11 protein-coding genes and 1 pseudogene are annotated in these 12,506 nt (G+C 41.7%); 6 read left to right on the top strand and 6 right to left on the bottom strand.

Going from position 1 to position 12,506, the window contains the following annotated elements; all coding sequences use genetic code 11:
* Positions 1-762: 762 nt before the first annotated feature.
* Complete coding sequence (locus IQ264_RS27960) at positions 763-972, bottom strand: hypothetical protein (protein ID WP_193985119.1); 210 nt, start codon at positions 970-972, stop codon at positions 763-765.
* Between the two features lie 306 nt (positions 973-1,278).
* On the opposite strand from IQ264_RS27960, the gene IQ264_RS27955 reads away from it, so the two are divergent.
* Complete coding sequence (locus IQ264_RS27955; RefSeq protein WP_193985117.1) at positions 1,279-1,485, top strand: hypothetical protein; 207 nt, start codon at positions 1,279-1,281, stop codon at positions 1,483-1,485.
* 84 nt (positions 1,486-1,569) lie between these two features.
* Positions 1,570-2,040: a DUF29 domain-containing protein gene (locus IQ264_RS27950; protein WP_193985115.1), complete on the top strand. Its 471-nt coding sequence runs from the start codon at positions 1,570-1,572 to the stop codon at positions 2,038-2,040.
* Between the two features lie 112 nt (positions 2,041-2,152).
* Here the strand turns inward: IQ264_RS27950 and IQ264_RS27945 are convergent, their stop codons facing one another.
* From IQ264_RS27945 to IQ264_RS27930, 4 genes and pseudogenes are all read right to left on the bottom strand, one after another.
* The gene (locus IQ264_RS27945) at positions 2,153-3,559 is read right to left on the bottom strand and encodes a site-specific integrase (protein ID WP_193985113.1); all 1,407 of its coding nucleotides are present in this window, start codon (positions 3,557-3,559) and stop codon (positions 2,153-2,155) included.
* A gap of 11 nt (positions 3,560-3,570) precedes the next feature.
* Positions 3,571-4,272, bottom strand: a complete 702-nt coding sequence (locus IQ264_RS27940; protein WP_193985111.1) for a hypothetical protein — start codon at positions 4,270-4,272, stop codon at positions 3,571-3,573.
* Positions 4,273-4,640: 368 nt separating this feature from the next.
* The gene (locus IQ264_RS27935; protein WP_193985109.1) at positions 4,641-4,874 is read right to left on the bottom strand and encodes a hypothetical protein; all 234 of its coding nucleotides are present in this window, start codon (positions 4,872-4,874) and stop codon (positions 4,641-4,643) included.
* A gap of 414 nt (positions 4,875-5,288) precedes the next feature.
* Positions 5,289-7,772: pseudogene (locus IQ264_RS27930) on the bottom strand (ATP-binding protein); the annotation flags it as partial.
* Positions 7,773-7,797: 25 nt separating this feature from the next.
* On the opposite strand from IQ264_RS27930, the gene IQ264_RS27925 reads away from it, so the two are divergent.
* From IQ264_RS27925 to IQ264_RS27910, 4 genes are all read left to right on the top strand, one after another.
* Positions 7,798-8,751, top strand: a complete 954-nt coding sequence (locus IQ264_RS27925) for a tyrosine-type recombinase/integrase (RefSeq protein ID WP_193985105.1) — start codon at positions 7,798-7,800, stop codon at positions 8,749-8,751.
* Between the two features lie 220 nt (positions 8,752-8,971).
* Positions 8,972-9,988 (top strand): hypothetical protein, encoded by a 1,017-nt coding sequence (locus IQ264_RS27920; protein ID WP_228061877.1) that lies wholly within the window; start codon positions 8,972-8,974, stop codon positions 9,986-9,988.
* A 90-nt stretch (positions 9,989-10,078) separates the two neighbouring features.
* A complete protein-coding gene (locus IQ264_RS27915; protein ID WP_228061876.1) occupies positions 10,079-10,852 on the top strand; it encodes a ParA family protein in 774 nt (257 codons plus the stop codon).
* Positions 10,843-11,250 carry a hypothetical protein gene (locus tag IQ264_RS27910; RefSeq protein WP_193985103.1) on the top strand — a complete coding sequence of 136 codons (408 nt, stop codon included), beginning with the start codon at positions 10,843-10,845 and terminating at the stop codon, positions 11,248-11,250. The genes IQ264_RS27915 and IQ264_RS27910 overlap by 10 nt, the downstream gene beginning before the upstream one ends.
* Positions 11,251-11,301: 51 nt before the next feature.
* Here the strand turns inward: IQ264_RS27910 and IQ264_RS27905 are convergent.
* Positions 11,302-12,506: AAA-like domain-containing protein (locus IQ264_RS27905; RefSeq protein ID WP_193985101.1), on the bottom strand; the 1,205-nt coding region annotated here is incomplete at its 5' end.

The following is a 12,506-nucleotide window of genomic DNA, read 5'->3' as shown; positions in this document are numbered from 1 at the left end:
CGTTTAACAACTCTAATTTTAAAATGAAGAATCCTTCTTTTTCATAAGCAGTGAAAACTGTAACGTTTGGTAAGTTTAATAAGGTATCTAGATGAAAATCCATCGTCCTTTTCGGGTAAAATGTAGTGTTAACTACATTTTACCCCATGATGCCGGAGGACGCGTAGAGCAACTGACCAATTAGATGAATCTGGTCAAACTTTAAGGGAGAGATTAAACAGTATTTTGGATGAATTAGGCATTACTCATCGCGTGCGACGCTGATGAGTTTTTCAAAGCTAAAAATGTTTTAGGGTGTAGCTTGAATCTACACCCCACATCGAATCCAAGTTTCTTTGGTAGCCAATATGGGTAAATAAAGTTAACTTGTTTGGTTAAAAGCACCAAAACCAAATACTTGCGTTACAAGCGTGGGGGTTTGGGGGATACCTCCCCAACAAGCGATGGCGGCAACTGATTATACTACCAACGCAGAAATACGGATACCGCCACTGCTTGCTCCGTGTGGAAGAGGGGAAATAAGGGCAATCAAGTGAAGGGAAATGGTAGGGAAAAATGTGGTAAAAAGATAGCCAAAAACAGCATAAACCCTACTACATCCCTACTATTTTCCTCCAATGACATTTACTGGGTGTAAGGAAAACCAAGGAAAAAAACGCAAGCCTTTGACCAAAAAATCCTTGATAAACCTTAATAAACCTGGGGTTTCCTGCTACTGACTTATAGTAATAAATACTTAAATTTACCAATTTTCGTTTTTACTTAAAATATGGAAGCCCCGCAACCCTGTTCTGCGATCGCCAATTCAGGCAGTTCAGTTAACAAGTTTTTGCAGTTATCGATAAACTTAGAAACCTTAGCCTGATTAGCTTTTAAGGTTTTTGCATGACCCCGCAGTGCTTCGACTTTGGCAAGTAGGGTTTCGAGTTCAGATTGGGTTGAGTTTAGTTCGGTTGCGAATACTGTTAGCATCGTGGTTACTCCTAAATTAATTTTGGGGATGTAGGGCGTTCGGAAGTTTCTCAGGCTGTCGAACGCCCTAACTTTTTGTATGGTTTGAGCAACCACATATAAAGTATATCGCTTGTTTACAGTGAAATGATTGTTTTGAACCTGAATTTATATTAGATTATTCGCTGTAAACAAGTGAATCAGATAAGCAAAAATGATATATCACTTGTAAACAGTGGTATGAGACGTAATCAGACGAGCGGTAATCAGGTCTGTTATGATATCAATTGAATATGATTCACAGTAAACAAGCGAATTAAGCGAATTATGCCTAACCCTAATCCGGTTCAGAATGAGAAATTGAAAGCTAAACAGTTTAAGAAGGTCATCACCCCAGATGGAGAACTGGCTGAGAAACCATGTGCTGTGCGATTGCCAAAGGATATTGATGGAATTTTGCGCCAGTTCCCCGATCGGAATGAGTTTCTTAGAGAGGTAATTACAAAAGCTGTTAAAGAACGAGTTGCCAGTTAATCTGCGATCGCTAATCACCAAAGCTGTCAGAGAAAAGGTTAAGCAGGTTAGTGCAAAATTACCCACTGTAAAAAGTTTCAACAGATGAGCGTTATCGATTTAAAAACCCTCTACGAAACTGATGATTATGAATGGTTGGAGTCAACCATTGAATTACTAAAAAATCGTCAGTTTAATGCTTTAGATTTAGAAAACTTAATTGAGGAGTTAGAAGACTTGGGCAGTGAGAAAAGAAATGCTGTAGTCAGTCTTTTAGAGCAGATTATCAGACATTTACTATTACTTCAATACTGGACAAGTGAAAGAGAACGTAACCAAAACGGTTGGGAGGCAGAAATCGTAAGTTTCCGAATTCAACTCAAACGAAGATTAACAACTAATTTACGAAACTATTTGCAAGAGAATTTAAACTCTATCTACAATGATGCACTGCTTTTTGTAAACAAAAAAACTGGGTACTCTGTTGAGTTTCCCGATGAATGTCCTTACACACTTGAGCAATTACTCGATCTGAATTGGTATCCGCTCGACACCCTTGCTTCGTTTAGTGAGTAAAAGCTGGGTAAACTAAGGCTCTTCACGCTCGCGCTCTCGGTTGCCAGAAAAAGAATAAACCCCTATTACCGTAAAGGTAATGGGGGTAGATAATTTTAGAAGATTGACCCAATTAAGATGGGTTTTGCAATGCTTGTATCAAACGCTGACGTTCATCAGGCGTTAACTTATCGAGTGATTGAATCAAAGAATCTAAATCAGACTTAGGTTCATCATGAGGAACTGATTCCTTGATTGACTCCTGAGATGGCAAATTAGGGAACAACAATTGATCGATCGTTTCCTCAATGAATCGTCGCTTTTGTTGCGGCGTACTGTGTTCATAGGAAGCCCTGAGAGTCTCCACCGAATGCCCCATTGCGTAGGCCAAAGACCGCAATTGTGCATCGTTAAGGCCAACCTGAAAGGCCCACGTAGCCCATATATGACGCATGGTATGAGGCGTAGTACGCTTGCCAATTAAACGATGGGCAGACCTTTCAAAGGCATTAGCAAAAGCAACATCACCGTAGGGAGTACCAATAAATGGTTGTAAAAAAAGATACCCCCAAGACCATTGTACAGACTTTTTCCGAGTCGGAAGATAGCAGGCATCATGGGGATCAAAATCGGCACGACCTTTAGTAATCCACTTACCACGCCGCCCCTTTAATTCAGGCTGCCACCAGTCAGAAAATTGATTATTGTAGCCAACCTCCACCCACCAGCCATACAAGTAGCGTTGCAAATAGTCATAAAGACAACTACCATCAGCGAACTGGCGGTTAGGAATGACGATCGATTGAGGGCCATGAGTTTTGCGGGTTTTGTACTTCTGGATGTCTAGAACCCAAACCCCTTGCGGGTAATGTCTTTGCTCATGAAAGTAACAAAAATGAAGATAATTATCCTTCAATGTTCCGTCCCACTCCTTTTCCCGTACTTCAAGAGGTGGTAGGGGATGGTATAGCCCGTCGGCTTTTACAAAATCAGGGCGTTGAATTGGGCAACACAGAGCCACTTTCAAGTTGCGAAACTCTTCTTGCCGACGAGCAGGCATAAAGGCCAGTACGTACCATTGTAAGTACTGCTGATGTTCTCTAGCAATAATAATGCTAGTGCGGATTCGACCGCGATTGTCTCGGAAACGGCATTCAAGACGTTGCCTTTCGACAACCTCACGCTGTATATAAGACAGTGCGGTTTCCCCTTCAGGAGGGTCAGGCCATTTCTTGCTCTGATCCGCTACATAACGCTTATCTTTGATCCACTCATCTGCTTCCTGATAGGCTGCTCTCAGATAATTTCTCACTAACTTGAAGATAGGAAGATGAGGATAATCTTGCTCCTCCTCTACTAAATCCAAGCACTGAAATTTAGCCAATTCCAGAAATGTATTTAGCTTTTGTCTTCTGGTTTTAGGACTTTGAGCCTTAACAACTTCCCGCAAAAATTTCAAGTAACCGCACAACCAAACTTCTAACTTTTGTTTTTCTTGTTTCCAAAATTTACTTTCCTCTTGTTTAGTTAAATTTTCCATCTGTTCAAGAGTCAGCCTCGGAAACAATAAATCCAAACTAAGTTCTGATGCGAGATAGATGGGCGATAGTATCGATAATACCATCCTAAAACTAAACGAACTTCCTGAATATAGCATTTAGCAGTAGTTTCTCCCACCCTTTCTATAACTCTTCCAGGATACTCAGAATCAGTTAAATAGTGATAAAGGTTGTCAAGTTCCCTCTGAAGTGATGAAGAAATTTCTTTGTACGTTAGCCCATATTTCAAAACTCCACCAGGTCTGTCCATCAATGGAGTATTTAAAATTCCCCCGTGATGAGTTTTCCAGATAGGACTGCACTCATCTTTTACCTTAGCTGAACGTGATAAACATCCCAGCCCCCAATCCTGTTGTTCAAACCAAATAAGGAATTTTTCAAATACACTTCCGTAGTTACTTTGGCTGGATTTTGAAACATTCAATTTAGCAAAAGCTTGCTGTAAAGTTTGCCGACCATTAAGCAGAGTATCCACTTCCAATTGCTTGAGATATGAGAGTGCAGATTGGACATCTTCCTTGGTCATTTGGGGGTTCTGACTTATTCTTTGGTATCCCATTTCTGTCAGCCAAACTCGGAGGAGAACCGACCGAAGTTGATTGATAATATTCTGAGCGCTTTTAGGACTTTTGATTGAGTTGATGTAGACCACGTAAAGTTCATAAACATCAAATACAGTGATTTTTTGTTTCATAATAAATTCCGAGGTAAAAATTGCGGTGAAAGAAGATGCTCAAACAGATATTATTTAAGAGCTAAATAAAGATGTATCGGTTAGTTCGAGACTTCACTTCTTTGTTCTTTATTTATTATAAAATACCTGAAAGCATTTGTGTTGAGCATGAAGGCAAATGCTAAACAGCATTTGATACTAAAAAGCTATAATCCTCTTCATAAAAGGACTTTAGCCTTTTGCGACCTCCCATTTTTAATAAATATTTGGAGTCATACCAATAAAAAACTGGTCTTAAATAAATCCTAATCATGCTTGTTCTCTTGTTTATTAACAATCGAAAATCTAATTTTACGAATCGAAAAACAGCCAATTCATCAAAATAGCTATTATTTAGGGGCTTCAGACTTATTAGCGTTAGATTCCTGCCAGAGCGAAGTTTGATAATTTATCGAATCAGCGTCACTTAAACTAATAATTCCTCTGCCAATTTGTTCAATTAATTCGCTAGCCGAAATATTTCTAGCGGCACTTAGTTTTGCTAATCCAGCTTTAGCTGTTGGCGTAATGGCAAATGAGGCAGGTTTTTTAAGTTCGTCATATATTTCAGGCTGACCTCTCATAGATTTTAATCCAGGCCGAATTGGTTTTTTTTCATGTGGGTTACGGCAGCGATTCTTGTGATTCTTAGGCATTTAATTCTCGACTTTATTGAAAATTTTGCAGCAAAATCTATCACCCCAATGGGAATAATTAGGGGTGAAATTCAGATTTAAGAGACAGACGTGAATGTTTTTAAGTCAACGTCTAAAAATTAATGGGTGATTGGCTCAGTTCATTTTTCTCTCCTAGTAGGGTAAAAAAACAGAAAACCGGGCAGGGCTACCTGTCCGGTTTGGAGTTTCTTGAATGTTTCGATCGTTACAACTGGAGTTTAGACATCGCACTTTTAGTGCGATGTCTAAACTCCAGTATTGAAGTAAGCTTATCAATCGCTAATGCTCTCATCTTCTGAAGATACTAAACCAAAAATTTTATTATATTATTGGTAGGGAGATCGCAAATTCTGTCCCCACACCAATCTCTGAATTAACGCTGATGCTACCCCCATGTTTTTCTACCATAATTTTTCGGGCGATCGCCAATCCCAATCCAGTTCCTTTGCCGACTCCTTTAGTTGTAAATGAATACTCAAAAATTTTCTCCTGTACCGCTTCACTCATGCCAATACCATTATCTTTTATCCGAATTATTGCCTGTTCTTCGTTGCTAGATAATTCAGTTTTGATAATAATTTGATTGTTAATTTCCTGATAACTACGTCCTTGATTCGATTCTTCCAGTGCATCAATTGCATTACTCAAAATATTCATAAACACCTGATTCAATTGTCCGGCATAACATTCGATTTGGGGAAAATTGCCGTAATCCTTAATAACTTTGATTTCCGGGCGATTTTCGCTAGCTTTAAGGCGATGTTTAAGAATCATAAGGGTGCTATTAATACCGTCGTGAATATTGCAGGCAACAGGGCGATCGCTATCCGCACGGGAGAAGGTTCTCAGACTAGTGCTAATGTCTTGAATTCGCTTGATTCCTTCTTGCATTGAACTGAGTAATTTCGGTAAATCTTCCCGGATGTAGTCAAGTTCAATAGTTTCGATTTCCTCTTGAACTTTTGGGTCTAATTCAGGATATTTTTCCTGTATTAGATCGAGTAAGTCAAACAAATCGTTAATGTAGTCTAATGCGGGAGTAATATTGCCATTTAAGAAGCCAACCGGGTTATTAATTTCGTGAGCGACTCCGGCAACTAAGTTACCCAAAGCTGACATTTTTTCGCTTTGAACGATTTGAAGTTGTGCTTGTTTAAGATCGGTTAAAGCTTGTTGTGCCGCTTGGTAAAGGCGGGCATTTTCCAAGGAAATAGCTGCTTGAGAGCAAATTATATTGAGGATTTCAATGCGCTCGCTCGTAAACGCTCCCGCTGTCAAATCATTTTCCAAATATAAAACTCCAAGCAACTGCCCTTGATTCAAAATTGGGCTACAAAGAACACTTTTTGGTCGGTGCTTTTGCAGGTAACTATCAGCTGCAAACTGAGAATTTATTTTGGCATCCGAAAGTACCAGAGGTTTCAAAGTACGCTTGACAGTATTCACCCAACTAATCGGGAAATAAGAGCTTGATTCTGGGGGATTCGATGATAATATTTGGGGAGATTTCCCTTCTTCTACTAGGGCTACTACTTTGAATTCAATATCTTGCTTGAGTAGTAATACACACTTAGAAGCTCCGGCATTGGCAATGACTATTTTTAGGAGAGTAGTTAAGAGTTTATCAAGTTCAATTTCTCCAGAAATAGCTTGAGAGGCTTTAAATAGAGTTGCCAAATCCAGTGCTTCAGAGCTGCTGCTAGAGGTTTTGTTAGAAGTAATGGTTCCTCGAGCCATCATTTCTTTCCAAGAATCGGCAGTGCGAGGTTGTTGCAGGATAGGCGCAAGGAGTTGCGGATAGTGTTTTTCTAGATCGATTACTTTGGCTTTAGCTCCCCATTTCGCATAGCAGTAGTAGGCTTCTTGCATATAACTGGCAGCTACTTTTTCTTTGCCCCAAGTTAGATAAAATTTAGCTGCGAGTTCGTTGGCTAAGGCTTCTTCTTGGATATATTGGTTTTCTTTGGCTCCGGCAATGGCGCGATCGTACCAATCTCCTGCTTCATAATTCTTGCCTAAAACTCGGCATTTTTCTGCTTCTAGTAAATCAACTTTATGTTGGTGATTCATGGGGGCATGGTGCGCCCATCCAGCTACAGTGTTTTGATGCGTTTCTACCAGAGCGAGAGTATTAGCTTGCTCAATTTCTGACTGCGTAGAGAACAGCGCCAAGTAGGTTAACCCGGCATAGAAATGGAAAACCGGAGTATAAATCATTCCTGCCACTGCCATCAAATAGTGGTTAGCTTCGGCAATGTAGTCTAGAGCGATCGCGTGCTTGCCAAAGAAATAGGCAAGCATCAGCTTGTAGACATAAACAAAAGCGAGCGCGGGAAGCTCATTATTCTGATGGTGCTTGGGAATCATCTCCCTTTCATCGTAGGCACTACCGATTATTAAATCCGGTCGCGCGACAGTTTCCCTCAAATTCTGCACCACCTGCTGTTTTGCTTTCAGATAATTTCGAGAAGAATCTTGCTTTACACTCGCTAAGACAATACAGTAATTTTCTATTTCTGGTTCCCAATCGTCCAGATAAACTCCAGCGAATAAATAACCATAAAAATAATTACTCAGATTGTAGCCAGCATAAAGGAAATCACCTGTTTCCATTCCCGCCAGATAGCCCTCTTTCGCCGTCGGGATTGTTGCCCTCAGTGCTTCTTGACGATGCTGAAGCAAACCGCTAACCCAAAGTAAAGTTAGGCACTTAAATTTCCGCACATTCAACCGATCGAGTAAGCTCAGTGCCACTCGCCCAAAGGAATAGCCTTTTTCTACTTCTCTCAAAAAGGCAGACAGCACCTTTACCAAACCATCTCCGCTCAGGATGACTGACCTTGATTTAACCGTGAGCTCTCTGATACTCGCTACCCCCACGCCACTGACAAGGCAACCCGCCGCTGTCTATCTGTCGAGTCTGACAGCAGGTTCGCGGCGCACAATGGGAAAGGCACTCAATGCGATCGCTCGTCTACTAACCGATGACCAATGCGATGCCTTAACCTTAAACTGGGCGGCTTTGCGTTACCAACATACGGCAGCGATCCGGGCAGTATTAATGGAAAAATATGCCCCCGCTACCGCTAACCGAATGCTCTGTGCCTTGCGGCGGGTGCTAAAGGAAGCGCGGCGCTTGGGTTTGATGAGTGCGGACGACTATGCCGCAGCGGTAGATCTTCCTAGCGTGCGGGGTGAATCGCCCAGTCGGGGACGGGCACTGAAAAACAGCGAGATTGCGGCACTCCTGAAAGTGTGTCGGGATGACCCTTCGCTGTTGGGCGCTCGCGATGCGGCGTTGCTGGCGATTTTGAGCGGGACTGGGTTACGTCGTTCGGAGGTGGTGGCTTTGGATGTGGCAGACTTTGACCCCGCTACTGGTTCTTTGCAAGTGCGTCATGGTAAGGGGAAAAAATCTCGGACGGTGTATTTACCAGATGGCGCATCACGACTGGTTTTTTCGTGGTTGGAATTAAGAGGAAGTACACCAGGGGCACTCATCAATCCAATTCGCCGGGGAGATCGTATTGAGATGCGACAGATGACCGACCAGGCGGTGATGGTAATTCTCCAGAAAAGAGGTGTGCAAGCCAAGGTAGCCAACTTTTCTCCCCACGATTTTCGCCGGACTTTTATCAGTAATTTATTAGAAGCTGGTGCGGATGTTTTAACTGTGAGTCGTTTAGCTGGACACGCTGACCCGGCGACAACTTCTAAATACGATAAAAGGGAAGAGGTGGCTAAACGTAAAGCAGTACAGTTGTTGCAGATTCCTTTTGATTGATTCAGGGTAAAACAGCGATGACAAAAAAAAAGGAAGTCACCAAAAACATGAAGCTGCCCAGATATGGTTGTCCCGACAGATAAGCATTTCTCAAACAAATATACTAGCAATTTTTCATCAAATTCCTGACAAAAAGCATCTCGTCTATTGCAGCTTTATTTGCCCAAAAAATTTGGGAATTTAACCAACAAAAATTACTTAGCTTAAGGGATTCACTACCTTGAAAACACTATTTTTAGCTTGGCTTGACCCAAATAGTCGTTCCTGGTTTCCCATTGTTCGGTTAACATTTGATGGAGTAAACTATCAATTTGTTTACACTCAAGGGGCGAAAGAGGCTCAAGAGAAATGTGGTTTTCAACCTTTGTCATCGTTTCCACGTTTAGATGAAGTCTATACATCAACTCACTTATTTTCTGTATTCTCTAATCGGTTGATGCCACGAAGTCGTCCTGATTACTCAAGTTTTATTCAATGGTTGAATCTTCCCCAATATGAAAACGATCCAATTGCCATATTAGCTCGTAGTGGTGGGCAAAGAGAAACAGATACACTTACAGTTTTTCCAGAGCCAGAACCAGATGAAGCAGGACGATTTCAGATTCATTTTTTCGCTCGCGGACTGAGGCATCTACCAACAGGTGCAATTGAGAGAATTAATCGCTTTTCACCTGGGGAAAAGTTATGGTTAGCCCAGGAATTTCAAAATACAATTGATTCTCCAGCATTGACTCTTAACACAGAAGATCGTTACATCGTCGGGTATTGTCCGCCATATTTGAATAGTGAAATTTTGGCACTTCTACTGAGAAATCCCAGGGAAGTAGAGGTGCGTGTAGAGCGCGTCAATCAACCGCCAACACCGCTTCAGTTTCGCTTGTTATGTCAGCTAACCGCACAGTGGAGTGACACTTCGGACAAAGATGATACAGTCGCATCTTTGGAAGCGGACATGGCTCGCATCAAGCACCGCCTGATGGTTTTGGAGTCGGAAGTAGCATCAATTAAGCAGCGAAGAGTCGGTAAATCTCAAACCTATCCGTTCCCCAGAACACCTGTTAAACTACTGCCTCAAACAGAAGAGCAATTATCAACCAGACTTGGTGTGATGCCTTCTGAGATTCAGTCGGCAGTGGAAAAAGGAGAGGATTATTTTAAAAGTTGGAGCAAGCGAAGAGATCCGGCATTAAGAGTTTGGCAGAAGCGCGGAAACCTCTTCCATCCTTTGTCTGACTAAAGAGTATAGAATACAGATTATTGAATCAATACTCTCGAATAAAGATTATTGATTCTAGATTATTTAATATTTTTAGAGGAGAGAGGCTCCTTGGCAAAAACAGTACCCCGTTGCCTAGCAGTGTTCAACATGAAAGGCGGCGTTGGCAAATCCACCACAGTCTACAACTTAGCAGCAGGTCTGGTTAGGTTCAAAAAGCAGCGGGTGTTGCTAGTAGACATTGACCCCCAAGGTAACTCGTCAGCAGCATTGGGGATAGACATCTGGCAGCTAACTACCCAACTAAAAGATGTCTTGCAGCGCCGAGTCGGGATGGAACAAGTGGTGGTGAAGACTGCCAGTGGCGTTGATGTCGTACCTTCTAACATCCTGTTAGCTGAAGAAGAAATTCCCATATCGGGAATGCCAGGTCGAGAAGTGCTACTCAAAAAAGCACTAACTCCTCATATCGATCGGTATGACTTCATCCTGATTGATTGTCCGCCCAACGTGGGTGTGTTTGCGGTGAATGCACTCATGGCTTCTTTTGCAGTGATTATCCCGGTGGACATGAGTTACTTGGGATTGTTGGGCATCCAGGGAATTGAGCGAACTTTGACTTTAATTAGAGAACATCTAGACCACCCGATTCGCATTGCTGGGGTATTAGCCACTCGCTTTGACGGTCGGAATAATCTGAGTAAAGAAGTATTGGGAAGTCTGAAAACCCACTTTGGCGACAAGATGTTTCAAGCGGTGATTCCAGAAACAGTGAAGTTACGGGAGGCTCCTTCTCACAAACAATCTATCTTTGAGTACGACTCAAATGGGGTGGGAGCAAAAGCTTATCGTCAGTTAATAGATGAGGTGTACAAGTGGCAGTGAGTAAGAATAAGTCGCGCTCGGTTTTGGGTGACAACCCTTTGGCACAGGGAATTTTTAGTAAGACTCAAACAGATAAAGAGCTACCGGAAACTTCAGATAATCAAGAGTCTAGATTAAATAATCAAGAGTCAATAATAAAGAATCAAGAATCTAGATTCTTGGAAAAAACTGACAGGGAAGCGGTGAATCTGCGTTTGCCTTACGAGTTGAACGATTGGCTAAATGAATTGCTCAAAAAAGGGAAGCGGCGACATGGGTCAAAAATCCCCAAGGAAGTTTGGGTGCAAGCTGCCCTGGAGTTGTTCAAGGTGATGCCTGTCAATTGGGAGGAGATTGATTCCGAAGAAAGCTTGATGTCAACTTTGTTGAATCTAGAATCAAGAATCAAGAATTTATGAGGGTAATTCAGCTATTAGGGGTAAATCTAGCTCTCGCTAGATTTACCCCTATCACGGAAACAGTTGAGGGTGCGAAAGGTATTTTTCTATCCAACGATCGTCAAAAACCAACTCATAAATGCGGTTATTAACTTGAAGATAATCCCCTTGCTTAACTACTAAACCCGACATCAGCAATTCCGTTTCTTCTGGACTATCAACAGCTAAAACTTGTCCTTGATGTAAAATTTGGCGGTAAAGGTTTAGTAATTCAACTGCACGCTGTTTATCGTTCAAAATCCGATCGCGTATCGTCCGCAAATGTTCTGGTTGGTCAAGGGATTCCCAATTTTCGATAATATGCGAGCGCACTAATTCTTCCACATAAGCTGCTTCATCATTAGTCGGAATGGGAGACTCAGAACTGCAAATCAGTTTGCAGACTTTTTGGGTGAGAAAAGGCTGTCCTCCCGTCCAACTTATTACTTCTTTAAGTAACGTTTGGGGATTGCTAACTCGTTTGGTCAATCCTTGCAGTAAAGGTTGCGCTTCATGTACTTGAAAACCCTTGAGTTGAATCGCTTGACCGACATTAAAAGGAGTACGGTTTTTATCTAGAATTAATTGGGAAGGAGTGGCTACGCCTAACAGAACAAAATTCAAACGTTGATAATCGGAACTGTCAGCACGTTTGTTATAACAAGTGCGGATGATGCTAAAAAATGCACTGCTATCAAACTGAAGATCCAGTACGCTATCAATCTCATCGATAAAAATAATTATTTTTTCAGTAATAACAGTTAACAATACTTCGTTGATAAATTCTGACAACCGCTGCACGGGAGATAATAATTCCCGTTCCCGCCACCAAGTCCGAATATTGACTTTATCTAACAAATTAAAACCGCTAACTAAGAGGTAAGCAAAGCCTGCATACCACTGCTCTAAAGTTATCTGGAAATTGCCTATTACCGAAATATCGATCGCCGTACAAACAAATCCTTCTACTTGCAGCTTTTTCATAATTTGGACGCGCAAGCTGGATTTACCCATCTGTCGGCTATTTAATATGTAACAAAGCTGTCCGAGTTTCAAGGCTTTGTATAGGTGTCTATCGGCGGATCTCACTACATAAGTTGGTGCATCGATGGGCAAACTTCCGCCTACTTGGTAATCAAAACTAGGCGGTGCTTCTGCACTCCGTAGCAGCGCATTTTCTATTACTAATTCAGCTTGAGTTGCTTTGAGAATTTCCAGGGTGTGCGACAGTTCTTTGG

It is taken from the genome of [Phormidium] sp. LEGE 05292, assembly GCF_015207735.1.
Taxonomy (GTDB): domain Bacteria; phylum Cyanobacteriota; class Cyanobacteriia; order Cyanobacteriales; family Aerosakkonemataceae; genus Floridanema.
This window is presented reverse-complemented; position numbering and strand designations above follow the sequence as displayed.